This window comes from Xenophilus sp., assembly GCF_044462705.1.
GTDB lineage: Bacteria > Pseudomonadota > Gammaproteobacteria > Burkholderiales > Burkholderiaceae_C > Xenophilus > Xenophilus azovorans.
This window is the reverse complement of the sequence record NZ_JBIQNC010000029.1, coordinates 1-15769: the sequence shown is the minus strand read 5'-3', so window position 1 is coordinate 15769 and position 15769 is coordinate 1. Positions and strand designations below refer to the sequence as shown.

At 70.8% G+C, this 15769-nt stretch carries 10 protein-coding genes and 1 pseudogene; 2 read left to right on the top strand and 9 right to left on the bottom strand.

Translation table 11 applies throughout. From position 1 onward, the window contains the following. Positions 1-652: 652 nt before the first annotated feature. The 5 genes from ACIY1X_RS07345 to ACIY1X_RS07325 all read right to left on the bottom strand — a co-directional run bounded on the left by ACIY1X_RS07345 (position 653) and on the right by ACIY1X_RS07325 (position 9437). On the bottom strand, positions 653-5512 hold the full coding sequence (locus ACIY1X_RS07345) for a beta strand repeat-containing protein (protein WP_399679426.1): 4860 nt from the start codon (positions 5510-5512) through the stop codon (positions 653-655). A gap of 132 nt (positions 5513-5644) precedes the next feature. After that, complete coding sequence (locus tag ACIY1X_RS07340; protein WP_399679423.1) at positions 5645-6997, bottom strand: CsgG/HfaB family protein; 1353 nt, start codon at positions 6995-6997, stop codon at positions 5645-5647. An 80-nt stretch (positions 6998-7077) separates the two neighbouring features. After that, entirely contained in the window at positions 7078-7611 is a 534-nt protein-coding gene (locus ACIY1X_RS07335) for a hypothetical protein (protein WP_038205699.1), read from the bottom strand. A 156-nt stretch (positions 7612-7767) separates the two neighbouring features. Then, complete coding sequence (locus ACIY1X_RS07330; protein WP_157007873.1) at positions 7768-8118, bottom strand: hypothetical protein; 351 nt, start codon at positions 8116-8118, stop codon at positions 7768-7770. Beyond that, positions 8115-9437 carry an EAL domain-containing protein gene (locus ACIY1X_RS07325; protein ID WP_169748294.1) on the bottom strand — a complete coding sequence of 441 codons (1323 nt, stop codon included), beginning with the start codon at positions 9435-9437 and terminating at the stop codon, positions 8115-8117. The genes ACIY1X_RS07330 and ACIY1X_RS07325 overlap by 4 nt, the downstream gene beginning before the upstream one ends. A gap of 333 nt (positions 9438-9770) precedes the next feature. Here ACIY1X_RS07325 and ACIY1X_RS07320 point away from each other — a divergent pair, with 333 nt between their 5' ends. Continuing rightward, on the top strand, positions 9771-11291 hold the full coding sequence (locus ACIY1X_RS07320; protein WP_399679420.1) for a hypothetical protein: 1521 nt from the start codon (positions 9771-9773) through the stop codon (positions 11289-11291). Between the two features lie 254 nt (positions 11292-11545). Beyond that, positions 11546-13429, top strand: coding sequence for a diguanylate cyclase domain-containing protein (locus ACIY1X_RS07315; RefSeq protein ID WP_399679418.1), 1884 nt, complete (start codon positions 11546-11548; stop codon positions 13427-13429). 56 nt (positions 13430-13485) lie between these two features. Here the strand turns inward: ACIY1X_RS07315 and ACIY1X_RS07310 are convergent, their stop codons facing one another. The 4 genes and pseudogenes from ACIY1X_RS07310 to ACIY1X_RS07295 all read right to left on the bottom strand — a co-directional run. Then, on the bottom strand, positions 13486-13728 hold the full coding sequence (locus tag ACIY1X_RS07310) for a hypothetical protein (protein ID WP_399679415.1): 243 nt from the start codon (positions 13726-13728) through the stop codon (positions 13486-13488). Between the two features lie 121 nt (positions 13729-13849). Then, a complete protein-coding gene (locus ACIY1X_RS07305) occupies positions 13850-14023 on the bottom strand; it encodes a hypothetical protein (protein WP_399679414.1) in 174 nt (57 codons plus the stop codon). Positions 14024-14318: 295 nt separating this feature from the next. Further along, a complete protein-coding gene (locus tag ACIY1X_RS07300; protein ID WP_399679411.1) occupies positions 14319-14540 on the bottom strand; it encodes a DUF3606 domain-containing protein in 222 nt (73 codons plus the stop codon). Between the two features lie 82 nt (positions 14541-14622). Further along, positions 14623-15769 (bottom strand): annotated as a pseudogene (locus ACIY1X_RS07295) (malto-oligosyltrehalose synthase); the annotation flags it as partial.

Here is a 15769-nt window from a genome sequence, read left to right as displayed (position 1 = left end):
GCTAGCAGGGGGTGAATGTACATCGCATTGCGCAGAAGAAAGTACTGTCTGTGACGGCCGCACTGCTGCGCATCACGGCGATCGTCACGGCTTGCACACTCCCTTGCCGACTCAGGAAAAAAAGACCCAGAAACGCACTGGGCGTCTCCGGATCGAACTGGCGCATCTCGGGGGATTGCATTGCGCCAGGGCGGGAACTCCTTTCCCGACCAGCCGCTGTGCGCGGCGTGCCGGGTCAGTTGCTGCTCACTCGGCCGCGATCGGCGGTGTGGCCGGGTTGCCCAGGCAGACGAAGACGCTGCGGTACGTGGTGCGCTTCCCAATCGGCGGCACATCCACAGCACAGGCTGTTTCCATCTGTTGCATGGAACGCATGCTAGGTAGCTAATTTCACCTAAGCAGCATCTGGCTCCATCGAGGTGTCATCCAGATAACAAAGTGGGCGAAAAAAAGATCGGCGCCTGTTGCACTAGTGCACACGGCGGCCCGCGCTGCTGCCTGGCAGGCTTGCGCGCGCCCGCGCTTGCGACGAAAGCGCTGCACGTCGCACGCAGCGGGTTCGCGAAGCAGAAATAAAAAAACCCGGACCACGGGAAGTGGTCCGGGCCAAATTCCCGGCGGGAACACACCGGGATGAGGCGACCTTTCAGTCTCAGCGCGCCGAGAGGATCGACGAGGCGGCCGAGTTGCCCACCGCGTTGGCGGTGACCTGGTTGCCGGTGGCGCGCAGCGAGCTGCCGCCCACGCCGCCCGTCACCCCGATGCCATAGGCAACGCTGGTGGCGGTGGCGACGATGGCGCCGCTGTTCACCTGGTAGTTGCCCACCGCGGCCGTCGGTGCGCCGGCGCCCGGGGCGCCGGTGTTCAGCGCCGTCAGCGTCAGCGCGTTGGTCGCGCTGTTGCCGTAGGCCGAGGCGGCCACGCTGTTGCCCGTCACGCCCACGGTGGAACCCGCCACCGCCGCACCGGCCGGTGCGCCGGCGTTGAGCGCGACCTGGTAGGCCGCGTTCGTGCTGGAAGCCGACACGTCACCGCCGTTGGTCTGGGCATTCAGGATCGCGGCGGTGGCGTTGGTGGAGCCCACCACACCGAGTGCCAGCGCGCTGCCGCCCATCCCGGAGGCCGACGCGCCGTAGCTGCCGCCGGCCGAGGCGTTGAGCACGTTGCTGGCCGAGTTGCCGCGTGCCAGGGCCGAGGTGCTGTTGCCGTCGATCGAGAAGCTGCTGCCGTTGAGCGCCACGCCGTTGCCCGTCAGGTTCAGCGCCGCGGTCGTGGTCGCGTTGGACGTGACGTCGGCGCTGCTCATCTGCTGGTTGACCAGGCCGGCGCTGGCGTTCAGCGCGGCCGCGCCCTCCACCGACACCACGTTGACGGCGCGGTTGGCCGAGGCCTCGGACACCGTGCTGTTGCCGCTGATCGCCACCGTGCTGTTGAGCACGCCGGAGGTCTGGTCCGCCACGCGGTCCTGGTTGTAGAGCTGCGTCGAGGCGCTGCTGGACACGGCGGTTTCCGCGGTCTGCAGGTTGCTCAGCACGTGGTCGCCGGTCGCGGTGCCGGGCAGCAGCAGGGCATTGGCCGGCGCGCCGCCCACGGGGGCCACGTTGGTGGCCGCCACGCTCAGCGTGTTGCTCGCGTCGTTGATCACGCCCAGCGCCGTGTTGCGGTTGTCCGACAGCGACACGCTGGAATTGGCCACCGCTGCCGGCGCGAACACTTCCAGGCTGGAGCTGGCGGTGACCGCAGCCTCGCTGCCTTGCACCGAGGACAAGGCCGAGCCGGCCGAGACACTGGTGCCGCTCAGCGACAGGCTGCTGGTGGCCGTGTTGGCGACCGCCGAGGCGCGCTGGCTGTTGCCCGACACGCTGAGTGCGCTGTCCTGGATGGTGGCGTCCGCGGCCACGTCGATGGCGAAGGTGCCGCTGACGTTGCTCGTGAGTGCGGCACCTTCCGTCACGCCCTGCACGTTCGACAGCGCATGGTCGGCCAGCACCGAGCCGCCGGCGCTGTTGGCCGTCGAGGCGGTCTGGGTCGTGCCGTGGACGATCTCGTTCGCGGTCACGGCCAGGGTGTTCGAGGCCGAGTTGCCGGTCACCGAACCGCTGGACGTGTTGTCGTTCACCGACAGCGTGGAGCCGGTGACCTGGGCCGTGTAGCCGGGGTCGGTCGAGCTCTGGACTGCGAGGACGACGCCACCTTGGTTGGGTGTGCCCGCCACGGCAGGCGCGTTAAACCCGGTCGTGTTCAGGGTAGTGCCGACCAGGCTGCGGCCGTCGAATCCGCTCAGGTCATAGGTGCCTGGACCAGCCGTCGCGGACCCGGAGGCAACCGAGAAACCGAGGCCGGTCAGGTAGCTCTCCAATGCCAGCGCCGTCGCGGCGTCCAAGCCGCTCCAACTGAAGACGACCGTCTCGCCGGTGGGAACCGTCAGTTGCCCCGCGCCGTTGAGGGCGGTCAACGGTCCCACGGTGGCGGACACCGAGGCGCCCGGATAGGAGCCGCCTGGCGATCCTTGGGTCCCCGCCAGCCCGATGAACGCCGACACATCCGCATTCGTCACCTGGAAGTTCTGCAGCGCGCTGGTGGCAGCCAGGCTGTTGGCGTCCAGCGCCAGGCCGTTGGTGGCGCTGTTGCTGGTGGCGCCGGCAGACGAGGTGTTGCCGTCGGCCGCCGCCGAGCTGTTCAGCAGCTCGGTGCGCAGCGGGCCCTGCACGCTGCCCGCGGTGTCCGCCGCGGTGCCGATCTCCAGCCGCACGCCGGCCGCGCTCGTGGCGGAGGCCGGTGCGGCGTCGAGCTGCGTGGCCACCACGCTGCCCTGGCCGGACTGCGCGTTCTGCACGGTGAACGCGGCGTTGGCCTGCAGGTTGCCGCCGCTGGACGTGGCGCCGCTGCTGACGGGCGTGGACGTCGCGATGTCCACGCCGCCCGCTTCGAGCCGGGTGGTCGCACGGCTGCCGTAGGCCAGCGCCTGGATGGTGTTCTCCGACGCGGAGACGGAGGCGTTGGTCACGTCGTCCTCGATGTCGGTCAGCACCACGTTGCCGCCGGCCGCACGGGCCAGCACCGCTGCCGAACCGGCCACGGCCTGGACGTTGGTGGCGCTCGCCACCGGCGTCGTCCCCACCCCCGTCGTGGACAGGTCGGTCGCTTCCAGGGTGAGGCTGTTGGACGCGTCGTTGCCGTAGGCTGCGCCGACGAAGGCGTTGCCCTCGTTGCGTGCGCTGCTGCCCGCGAGGTTGCCTTCGACGATCAGGCCCAGGCCGCCCTGGCCAGGCGCGCTCACGGCCTCGGCGCTCACGCCGAACTGGATCGACTGGTTGTTCAGGATGCCGTAGGCGGCAGTGACGGTCGGCAGGTCGCCGGCCCCGTTGAAGGCCACGGCGTCTGCGGCGTCGTATCCGACCTGCGAGGCCACGCCGGCACCGACGGCCAGGCCGGTCACGTTGTTGGCCTGCACGTCCAGCGTGTTGGAAGCCGAGTTGCCGTAGCCGATGGCGCGCTGGAGGTTGTCTTCCACCGCGAGGGTGCTGCCCGCGACGTGCGTGCTCGCGACCAGGCCCGCTGCCGCGGAGTCCAGCGTGGCCGACACGGGCGAGGCGAGCCCGCCGATCTGCACGCTGGCGATGCCGGCGCCGGTGGAGACGTCATTGCCGCTCAGCGACAGCGCATTGCCCGCGCTGTTGCCCAGCGCCACGGCCTCCTGCGTATTGCCCGCGGTCGACAGCGTGCTGTTGGCGACGACGTTGCCGAGCGGGCCGCCGGCGCGCGAGTCCGCGTCCAGGCCGATCGTGGAATCCGCGTTCACGGCACTGACCGAGCCGTTGTAGTTGGCCTGCAGGTTGGTCAGCGTGGCGCCGCCGGCGGCCGACACGTTGCCGTCCACGGCCGTGCCGCCCGTCAGCACGGCATTGCCGCCGCCCAAGCCCACGCTGTTGGCAGCGAGCGAGATGCTCTGCGACGCCTCGTTGCCCGAGGCGCGCGCCGAGGCGCTGTTGCCTTCGACGGTCACGGTGCCGTTCTGGGTGACGCCGCCGTTCAGGCCGGTGCCGGCCAGGATGTCCGAGCCGTCGACCGTCGCCGTGACGCCCACGTTGTAGTTGGTCTGCTGGTTCGCGATGGCGGCCGTGGCGTCGAAGGCTGCCGCGCCGGCGCCGCTGGCGATGGCGCTGGTGGCCGCATTGCCGGTCGCCGCCGCGCTGATGCCGTTGCCGGACAGCGCGACCGAGCCGCCGTCGAGCGACTGCACGGCGCCGCTGATGCGGCTGTCTTCCGTGGTGCTGCCGACGTTGGCGCCGAAGTTGTTGCCCTGGCTGTTGAGGATGGCCAGGTCGGCGTCGAGGTTGACGCCCAGGCTGCCGCTGTCGTGGGCGGCGTTGTTCTGCGGCGTGCCGGCACCGGTGGCGCCTGTCACGGACAGTTGGTCGCCGACCAGGATGCGGTTGCCCGCCGCGCCGTTGGCGCCCAGCGCCTCGTTGCCGGTGGCGGCGCTGGCGATGCTGTTGCCCGAGACCGACAGCGCGCCCTGGAGCGTGACCACGCTGCCGGGCTGGCTCGCATGGACGAGTGCGTCGATGGACGAATCCGCCGCAAGGGCCGAGGCCGCGGCCGCGTTGCGCTCCTGCAGGTTGCTCAGCACGGCCGAGCCCTCGAAGGCCGGCGCGTCGCCGGACTGCAGGTCGATGGTGGTGCGCGCGGTGTTGCCCTTGAGCGTGGCGGAGATGGTGTTGGTGCCCAGCACCGGGCCGGCCTCGATGACCTGGGTGTCGGGATGCGTCAGTTGGAGCTCGACCGCGTTGTTCGAGACCGTCGCCGAGCTGCCGCCCGCTTCATCCGAGCGCTGGACCGAGGTGGCGACGACGCCGCCGGTCGCGTTGGCCAGCGGGGCGCCCACGGTGTCGAGCGTCGTCGAGCCCGGCGTGTTGAAGGAGGTCTGCCCGCCGTTCACCTTGCCGGCGATCGAGGTGCTGCCGCTGTTGACCTGCGTCACCGCCGAGATGGTGTTGCCGGTGACGGTGGCATTGCCGTCCTCGAAGTTGTCGGCCGAGGCGCGCACCGTGCTGCCGGTGACGCTGCTGGTGACGTTGCCGGTGACCGGCAGATCGTCTTCGTCTAGCCCGTTGGTGTTGACCGACAGGCCGAGCGAGCCCGCGCCGGTGCCGGTGCCCGCGGTCTCGGGGGTGGCGGCCAGGTCGATGGTGTTCGTGAAGCTGTTGCCGCCAGCGCTGGCGCGGATCAGGTTGTCGGAGGTCTGGAGCGTGGAGCCGGTCACCGGAGCGCCGTTGCCGTCGACGACGACGCCGCCCGTCGCGCTCGAGATCGCCGCGTCGACGGTGTTGATGTTGGCTTGCGTCGACTCGACGGTGGTGTAGCCGTTGACGGTGGCGGGCGGCACGGGCGTGCCGAAGACGTTGGTCTCGGCGGCCTGGGCGCCGCCGGCGATCAGGGTCGCTGCGACGGCGATGGTGCTCAGGGCCGGCCGGCGACCGGGCAGGCCGCGGTTCTTGCGTGCTTTCATGGAATGTCCTGTGAAGTCGAATGAACTGGAATACGTGAAAAAGGAATGTGCGGGCGATGTGAACGGCGTTCAGGCGTGGATGTCTCCTCCTCTACGGTGATTCGCCTCGTTCTCGTTTTCTCTTCTGGATGCTTACTTCGCCGCCGCGGGGGCGGCCGGCGCGGCTGCGCCCTGGATGCGCAGCCTCGCGATCTCCTGCAGGCCCGGCCCGTCGCGGTGGATCGACGTGTCGGACGGATCGGGGCGCCAGCTCAGGCTGATGGCGCCCGGTGCGATGCCCTGGTTGACCAGTGCGGACGTCACGGCGGCGATGCGCTGGTCGGTCAGCGCGTCGCGCTTGCGCGCGTCCCAGTTCTCGGTGTCGCGCGCCGTCAGCACGAACTCGACGGCCTGCTTGCGCGCCTGCGCGGCGATCTGGTCGACGATCGACATCGCCGCGCCGCCGAGCGTGGCGGAGCCCACGTCGAAGGTGATCTGGCTGGCTGCCTGCGAGGGCTCGCCGGCGGCGCCGCTGCTGCGCACCAGGTTCACCGCGCTGCCCACGGGCGCCGCCGCGGCCGGCTCGTCTTCCCTCGGCGCGGGGTTGGGCACGGTGCGCAGCTTCTCGGCGGCCGTGGTCGGCAGCGGTGCGCCGCTGCCGGGGCGCAGCGTCAGGCACGGCTCGGGATCGACCTTCGTGACGGTGCCCAGCAGGCGCACCACGCCCTCCTCCAGCGCCGTGCGGATGCCGAGCTGCAGCGGCTCCTGGCCCTTGCCGCCGATGTCCACGTCGAACAGGTCGCTGTTGAAGAAGCGGAACACGTTCACGCCCACTTCGTAGCCGTGGAACTGCTTGGTCAGGCTGACCGTCTTGAGCACGACCAGCGAGCGCGTGTCCACGATGCGCAGGTCGACCCCCACCGACGCGGTGAAGGTCCTGGCCTTGGCGCCCACCTGGTTCTTCGCGACCTCGAAGCCGCCCGAGTTGATGTTGTAGTTCAGCTCTGTGATGCCGCCGACGATGTAGTAGTCGGACTTGTGGATGCTGCCGCCGAAATAGGGCAGCCACGGCACGACCTGCGTGGAGCCGTTGGTGCCCAGGCGATGGGCGCGCCCGTCGCCGAGCTGCCGGCGGTCCGCGTAGCCCAGTTCGCGCTCGGCGATGATGGGGTCGAAGCGCTCGGCCACGCCCACCGCGCCGGCCAGCTTGCCCAGTGCGGAATACACCATGAGCGCGCCGCCCTGGGTGATGGCGTTGCCCTCGTTGATGCTGTACTTGCCGGTGTAGTCCTTGACGTCGCCCACGCTGATGACGACCGGTGGGCGCTTCGATGCGGCGACGTGGTCGGCGAAGCAGGCGAGCACACCCTCCATGGGCGTGACGTTGTCGCGCACCGAGGGGCCCAGCAGCATGGGCACCTCGCCGGGAGCGACGCGTTGCTGGGGGATGTAGGTGCAGCCCGATGCCAGGACGACCGCCGCGGCGGCCAGGCCCGTTCGCCACATTCTCCGGGCTGCGCGGTTGGCCTCGACGCTGCGACGGGTCCCGCTGTTGTTCGATTGCATGACGTGCTGTCTCCAGGAAATCAGTTCAATGCGCCGTAGGCGCAGGCGGTGCTGCCGCTGACGGAGGCGGACTGGTTGCCGCTGTTGGTCTGGTTGGAGTTCAGCGCCTGCCACGCCGCGCCGTTGACGTAGCTGTTGGTGTTGCCGGCCGCGGCCGCGGCCACCACGCCGCTGTTGCCCTGGGAGCTCCCGATCTCCGTGGAGCCGGTGCTGCCGACGTCGCTGGCGTTGGCGTTGCCGGTGGACTGCGAGGCGGCACCCGCGCTGCTGGGCGAGTTGGCCACCGTGCTGTTGGTGCCCTGGTTGCCCGTCGCGTTGGCGGTGACGTCGCAGTTGTACTGGCGCTGGATGTTGGTGGTGTAGTTGTAGTTGGTGACCGGCGCCGCGTAGTAGCCGGACTTCTTCTTCTGGATCATGTCCTGCACGGCCGCCGCATTGACCTTGTCCGCCGACGTCTGGAACTGCCATGCGGCGTTCTCTCCGACGTTGTTGGCCAGGACGAGGCCCGCCGGGATCGCGGATGCGAACGCGGCCAGCGCGATGCGGCGGAGCATGGGCAAGGCGAACGCGGCCCTGACTGCTGAGTAAGTCATAAAAGAATCCTTGGTGATGAAGCGGGACTCCGGAGTCCGGAGGCCGGGCCGCCGCTGTGCGGCGGCACGCACGCCGTGGGCGTGGTTCGGGGTCTAGCTGCTCGGCGTCATGCGGACCTATCCCGAAGCGGCGGACTTGCTGGCTGCCACGCGCAGCCGGCGCTGCACGGATGAACGTGCCTCGACGGTTGGCGTGATCCTGGAGACGGACGCGGATGGAAGCCTCGCCACGGGCTGCAGGCCCGCGCCCCCGGGCAGGCTGCCCGAAGCCGCTTCGCGGATGGCCCGCTCCAGGTCCAGGTACATCTGCTCGGACAGATCCTTTTCCTGCTGCTGGAACAGGCTCAGCAACTGGCCGGTGCGCCTTTGCATCTGCTGGATCGATTCGTTCATCCTGTTCAGGTCCGCCCGCAGCTCCAGCAGAAACACCCGCAGTTGCTGCATGTCCCGTGCGACGTGGCGGCTCATCCTGCGATCCCCCACGCAGCGACATAGGGCGGATGGCGCACGGCCGTGTCCGCGCGTGCGGCCGAGGAAGTGATCCACTTGTCCTCCGGCTTCTGGGCGAAGGCCTTGGCGGGATCGAACTGGGCCCCGTTCACGAAGCGCCCGCACATCCAGCGCGCGCCGGCGCGCAGCGCGTACGAGTAGTCGCTCTCGGTCTCGATGCCGGCCACCACGATCTGCTCGGCCAGATGCGAGCAGATGCGGATCATGTCGCGCAGTGCGCGCCTGGCCTCCGCGCCGTGCCGGCTGCGAAGGACGAAGTTGTCGTCCAGCAGGAGCGTCTGCGGCCCGCAGGCCTGCAGGCCCTCGAGGTTGATCGGCCCGCTGCCGAAGCCCGCCATCGCGATGCGCGCGCCGCGCTCGCGCACGGCGGTGCAGAAGGAGCGCGCCGAATCCAGCGAGGGCAGCGGCGCACGCCCGGAGATCTCCAACGTGAACCGGCTCGCCGCGGCGGGGTTCGCAGCCAGCAGCGCCAGCAGCTTCGACCAGTAGTGGTCGTGCTGGACGCTCAGGGACGAGATGCGGCATGCCAGGCGCAGGGACGGATCGCGCAGCAGCCGGCCGAAGACCTGCAGCGCCTGGCTGCGGTCGAGGATGCGGGTCAGGCCGAGGCGCTCCATCGAAGGCATGAACACTTCCGGCGACGACAGGTGGATGTCCGCATCGCCGACCGTCGGGCTTGCCACGCCCCGCCAATAGAGCACGTTGACCGGCGAGTAGGGGCTGATCACGCCCTGCCATTCGCAGCCGACGAGGTCGCTCGAGTGCGCCTGCGCGACCGCGGCGGCGATCTTCATGTCGGCCTGGAAGCGGTCCGGGTAGCCGCGCCACATCGGCGTGCAGGCCACCGGGTTCGATGCCGAGGCGTAGAGGACATAACCGGCCTCGTCCGCCGTCAGCGCGCGCGGCTGCTCGGCGTACAGCGCCGTCCAGCCGGCATGCAGCGCGGGCACGAACGGCTTGCCGTCGCCGCCCACGCGCATCGGCTGCGTCGCGGCATGCACCATCAACTGCTCCAGCACGTCGTCGTCATGTGCCTCGGACACCGGCAGCCAGAGCACCAGGCAGTCGTCGCCCACGCGCACCACCTGCCGCTGCGGGTCGTCGGTGAACGCTGCGAGCCGCTCGAGGATCTGCGCACTGAACTCGGACGCGATCCGGTGGCCGCAGGCTTCGCGTACGCGCGCCAGGTTGCCCATGCAGACGAAGGCGCTGCGGTATGTGGTGTGCTCGCGGGCCGCCGGCGCGCTTGCGGCAAGAGCTGTTTCCATCTGTTGCATGAAACGAATGCTAGGTAGCCACTTTCGTTTACGCAGCATTTGGTTCTAGGCAGTTGTCATCCGAATAACAGCGCGACTGAAAAACACCCGATGCGGCGGCATTCACACACAGATGGCGGCTCTCGCTGCACCGCACGAACTGCCCGTGCTCTTGTATATGTACGGAAGCACTACAAACCGCTGTGCTGGTCCGACATGCATCCACCGCGGCGCCATGCTCTTTCACGCGAACTGTCATCGGGATGACAGGGACCGCCAGATAGGCAGGTAACAGCAGGCAACCACGCTCCCTATCCTCAAGATTCCCTTGTGATCCCCTGGAGGAGAGAGTCGATGCATGTTGAATTCCGTTGGAGCTGGCCGGCCCTGGCCGTGGCTGCCCTGATTGCCGGCTGCGGTGGCGGCGGCGGAGGTGGCGGCGGCCTGCCGCTCATCGTTCCCCCGCCCGCTCCCGCGCCTGCGCCCGCACCCTCTCCTGCCCCGGCGCCCGCGCTCAAGGGCAGCACGACGCTGCCCGGCGCCGAAGTCACCGCCTTCTGCGCCCGCGGCCCTGTCGCCTCGGCCACGGCGGACCAGGACGGCCACTGGAGCCTGTCGCTGGAGGAACAGGCCCTGCCCTGCCTGGTGCGCGCCACGGCAGCGAGCGGCATGACGCTCAAGGCAGGCGGCGATGCCGCCCCGCCGCCGCCCGACGCGCTGTACACCGTGGCCACCGATGCGAAGAAGGAAGCGGCCATCAATCCGCTGACGGACCTTCTCGTCACCCTGGCCGCCGGCCAGTCGCCTGCCGCATGGCTCGAACTCCATCAAGGCAGCCTGGCGCAGGCCCTGGCCGAACTCGGGGAGGCGCTGCCCGCCGCCGCCACCGAGCTGAAGGCGCTGCTCACCGCGGCCGGCTACGAACTGGAAGGCGATCTCGCCGATGCCTTCGATGCCGATGCGGCGACGCGCTTCGACGCCTTCTTCGCAGCGCTGGAAGTGTCGCTGAGCAATGCCGGCATGGGCTATGCGCAGTTCGCGGAAGCGCTCGGCGATCCTGACGCCTCCCCCACCGCGCTGCCCTTCACACGGACGTGGACGCATGCCGATGCGACGGCCATGCCGCAGCTCAACCAGGCCTCGCTGTCCATCGCGCAGGGCGTGCTCTCCATGACCACGGGCAGCGGACCGGCGGCCCCCGTCGGCGCCTTCGTGGGCGGCGGCACCGGCAACAAGGCCGTGCTGCAGTTGCCGGGCTTCGACGGCCTGAAGGTGCGGGACTTCAAGAACATCAAGATCGAGATGCAGCCCGATCCCGGCTACGTCCATACGCAGTACCTCCCCTACATCGCCTTCGACTTCGTCATCGACACGCAGTGCGGCCAGCCGCCGCTGGACGCCGATGCGACCATCGCCGATGCGCGCGTGCGCTACCGCACGGTCACCTACGACACGTACTACCAGTTCCTGTCGCCGGGCGGGCAGCACTACGGAGAACTCACCCCCGGCCAGTTCTCCACCGTGGTCATCACGCCGCAGACCCCGGGCTGGCGCTCTTCCCCCGGCGCGCCGATCGGCGGCACCGACGTCAGCGGCAGCGAAACGGGCGGCACGCCGCTGGACGTGGACGCGCTGCCGGCGGAGGCCTGCTTCGCGGACGCCGCACCCGCCGACGGCGGCATGTTCCGCGACAAGGAGGCCCTGCCGGCCTGCGACACGGCCGCGGGACTGGACGCCACGGCGCCGGCAGCATGCGGCGCGCCCTATCGGGGCGCCTATCTCTTCCTGGGAAGCAGCAGCAACCAAGCCTCATCGACCTGGCAGGTGCGGTCGCTGCAGTACAACGACGGCGTGAGAACCTTCGCCTTCGAGTGAGCCGCAGGGCCCCGGGAGCGCCGTCGCCGCGCCGGGGCCTTCAGCCGGGCCGGGTCCGTGGAGATGCGGCCTGCGCCGCCCGTCACGGGCGCCCGCGTGCGACCGGGCCATGCCGCCGAAGCGGCCTGGCGCGCGACGGCCGCAGGGAGAGCGGCGCTGGGAGACAATGACTGCCCATCGAGAGAATCGCTGCCGCCGTGGGCTTTTCCGGCGCCGCCGCCGGCCCATCGCACGCGTTGTCCGCCTGAAGTCCCATGAGCCACGTCCTCGCGCTCGTCGCCGTACTGCGGCTTGGCATGCGTTCCTGGTTCAGCCGCTGCCCGCGCCGGCAGCCGCCCGCCGCGCCGCGCGTGGCGGTGCTCTGGCTGGCCCTGCTGGGCGGCCTGGCCCTCGCGCCGCATGCCATCGCGGATGCGTCCGGCGATGGGCCGCACGTGGCGCGCCTGCAGGCATTGCCCGGCGGCCAGCCGCTGGCCAGCAAGCTCCAGTACTTCGAGGATGCCGGCCGCGCGCTCGCCATCGCCGACGTCCTCGGCGCGCGGCAGCAGGCGCGCTTCGCCCTCGCCGACGATCCCCTGGTGGGCAAGGAGGCCGACCGCGTGCTGTGGTTCAAGCTGACGCTGCAGCTCGACCGGCCGCAGGACGCCGGGCGCGAATGGGCGCTGGTGGTGCCCACCGTGTCCACGCACGACCTGCAGTTCTACGGCCCCTTCGACCGGAACCGGCGTGCCATCGCGCCACCGGTGACCACGGGCATGCGCCATCCGTGGAGCACGCGCCCGCTGAGTTCCGAGCAGATGGCGTGGCGCTTCCAGTTGCCCGACCAGCAGCCCTACACCGTCTACTTCCGCGTCGATTCCACGTTCGCGCGCATCTACGACGTCCGGGCCTGGGACCCGGTCGACTACCTCCAGGCGACGCAGGACAAGCGCATGTTCGACGGCATCAGCTACGGCGTGCTGCTCGGCCTCGTGGTGTTCGGCCTGGTGCTGCTGCTGGTGTTCGGCGAGCCGCTGCACCTGTACTACCTGCTGTCCTGCGCGTGCGCGCTGCTGGCCATCGCCGGCTTCAACGGACACACGCTGCGCTATCCGTTCGCGGACTGGCCCGCGGCGGCGAGCGCTGCCTACACGGTGGCGCCCGGGCTCTGGGCGATCTGCAAGCTGCAGTTCGGCCGCCATCTCCTGCGCCTGCAGCACTACGCGCCGCGCCTGGATGCCGTCGTGCGCTGGATGGCCTGGCTGCTCGCCGCGGCGGTCGTCTACGCGCTGTGGGGCTCCCATCCGCTGCTGATGTTCCGGCTGGTCCAGGTCTCCGTCGTCGCCTCCACCGTCGTCCTGGTGGCGGGCGCGGCGATGGCCGTGCGCCGCCGCTACTGGCCGGCGGTGCTGTACTGCATCGGCGTGGCCGTCCTGCTGGCGGGCATCTCGGCCATCGTCGTGGCCAGTTGGGGCTGGGTGGCCTGGGCGCCCAGCCAGATGAACGTGACGCAGGCCGCGCTGGTGGCTGAACTGGTCGTCTTCGCCATCGCCATGGCTTCGCGCCTGCGGCTGGTGCTGCGCTCCGAGCAGGCCCTTGCGGTGCGGACCCGGCAACTGGTGGCCGCGCTGGGCACGGATGCGCTGACCGGGGCGGCGAGCCGTTCGGGCCTGCAGAGCAAGGCAGACGAATGGCTGGCGCAGCAACGTCCCTTCGCCCTGCTGCTGTTCGATCTCGACGGCTTCAAGACCGTCAACGACCGGCATGGCCATGCCGCGGGCGACGCCGTCCTGGCCGAGCTCACCGCCAGGCTGCGGCGCCAGCTCGGCCCGGACGATCTGGTCGCCCGCTTGGGAGGCGACGAGTTCGCCGTGCTCGTGCCGGGGCGGCACGCCGGGCCGGCGCTGGCCGAACTGGCCAGCCGCCTGATCGGCGCGGCGGACTCGCCGATCGACTACGAGGGCCGCGCCCTGCAGGTCGGCATGAGCGTGGGCATCGCCCGCCATCCCGGCGACGGGAACAGCCTCGCCATGCTGCTGCGTGCGGCGGACGCGGCCATGTACCAGAGCAAGCAGCGGCGCGAGGGGCCGGCCTACAGCTTTGCCGGCGGCGCGGTGCACGCGGCGCCCGGCCCGGCAGGCAGCGGGCAGGCCCTGTGAAGGGCCTGCCTTCGATGCCCTCGCGGCCGCCCCGCCGGGCGTCGCCTGGGCCTGTCCTATGCGCCACGATGCCGCGAGACGTATTCGGCGATCCAGTCCTCGGCTTCACGCCGAAGCGCCAGCCGTGCGCCGTCGCCGTCGCCTTCGCGGCCCGATGACGCATGGACGATCCTGCACAGGGTGATGTGACGCAGCGCGATGGTGGCCACCAGGGTCCCACCGGTCCCCTCGTCGATGTCCACCGTCCATCCGGGCTCGAGTTCGCGCGGCGTTCGGCGTCTCTTTTTCCAGAACTGCATGCGGCCCCCCGTCAGATCCGCTGCTGCAGGACGGCGCCGGACGGCGCCACGCAGCCGACGAGGCCGCGGGACAGGGCGAGCGAGGCGCGAGCGGGCTGACGACTGCGCGGCCCCATGCCCCTCACCCTGGTGTGATGCTCGGATGGTCGGGGTTGGGGCGGTCGCCCGGCTCCAGCTCGTCCGGCGTGTCGGGGGGTTCTTTCTCGTGAGGCCTCGGATCCGGCCGGGGCGGTGCAGGCGGGCTCTCGCCTGGCTGGGTCAGCGTCGGATCGGGGTCGCCGGAAGGGGTTGCCATAGATGTTCTCCATGCTGAAGCAGCGGGCGGACGTGCGCTGTTCGCGATCCGCCGAGCGGCCAGTGTGCCGGCCGGGGCGTTCGGCCTCTTGTAGGCGGCTGCGCCCTTTGGACCGCCGGTCCCGGCCCACTGCGCAGTGGGCGGCCGGAGGTGCGGGCTGTCCCGGTTCGGGCATCGCGGTGCCGGGCGTGACCAACGTGGCGCTGCTGTGGCACGTGGCCACGGCTGCAGGGCATCGCCTGGGAAGTGACGGGTGCGCGGGGTTCCCTTCGCGCCGGGGTGATGCCGCGAGGCGTCAGGAGCGGTCGGCCCGGGCGCGGGGCAGCGGGCCGTGCCTCAGCAGCGTACCCACGGCGTCGGGCGAAGGCCCAACCCGCTGCACCGCCTCGCGCAACACGGCTTCGGTGACGCCGAAGCGGCCCATCCAGATGCTGACGTCGTCGTGCACCTCCAGGTCGATGCGGTCGGGACGCGTCAGGCGGATGTAGGGGAACACGTCGTGGGTCCGGGTGGGCATGGTCTTGTCTCCTGCAGACATCCTGGGCGCCCGGCCGAGCCGCCGGCACAAGCCGGAATCGCCGCGCCGCGTCAGTCCCGGCCTACAGGCCCTCGTGCGCGGAGCGCGGCGCGGCGACCAGCACGGCGCAGGGCAGCCGCCTCAGCAGCACGGACAACGCCACTGACCCCGGCCCGTGGGTTCCGCCGCCGAGCACGTCGCGCCACGGCGCGGGCCCTGCAAGCGCCAGCGTGGTGCCCTGCCAGGCGGAGGCATCCCACCGTGCATCGCCCTCTTCTTCACCGGCAGCGCCGGCCTGCCGTGCATGGAATCGGGCCGTGACGACGACGACCGCCGCGCCGTCGCCGGCCACGCGTGCATAGGCGATCACCGCGTCGGCGGCAGGCCCTGCGCAGGCCAGCGCCTCATGGCTTCCGGCGAGCAGCGCCGGCGCCTCGACGCGCAGCCGCAGCAGGCGCGAGACGATCCACAGCTTGGCCTCGGGCAGCGTCGCGGGCGACAGCACGGGCGGCGCCCCGGCCTCGTCGGCCGCCGCCAGCATCGCGGCACGCCGCGCGTAGTCCACCGGACGGCGGTTGTCGGGATCGACCAGGCTGAAGTCCATCAGCTCGTTGCCCTGGTACAGGTCGGGCACGCCCGGCGAGGTGTACTTCAGCGCCATCAGCGCCAGGCTGTTGAGGCCGCCGTGCCAGGCGAGGCGGCGGGCCAGGGGCACGAGGTCGGCGGTGAACGCGCCGTTCTCCAGCGCGCCGCGCACGAAGCCCTCCAGCGCGGCTTCGTAGGCCTCGCGCGGCTGCACCCAGCTGGTGTGCCGCTTGGCCTCGCGCGCGGCCTTGCGCAGGTAGGCCGCCATGCGCTCGGCCCACGCGGCGGCATCGCCCCCCTCCTCCCAGGTGCCGAGCAGCGTCTGGTAGAGCAGGTACTCGTCGGCGGCCGAAGGCTGCGCGCCGCCGTGCCGTGCCGCCAGCCGCCGGCGCAGCGGCGCGTTCAGCGTGCGCCAGCGGCGCAGCGCCAGGCGCCACGCCGCCGGCATCTGCGACAGCACGGCGATGCGCATGCGCACGTCCTCGGAGCGCTTGTTGTCGTGCGTGGAGGTGGCCAGCATGGTGTGCGGCCAGCGCCGGGCCCGGTCGGCGCTGGCGGCGTGGAACGCCTCCAGCGTGAAGCCGAAGCGGTCCGGCTCGCCGCCCACCTCGTTCAGCGACGTGAGCCGGTGATAGACGTAGAAC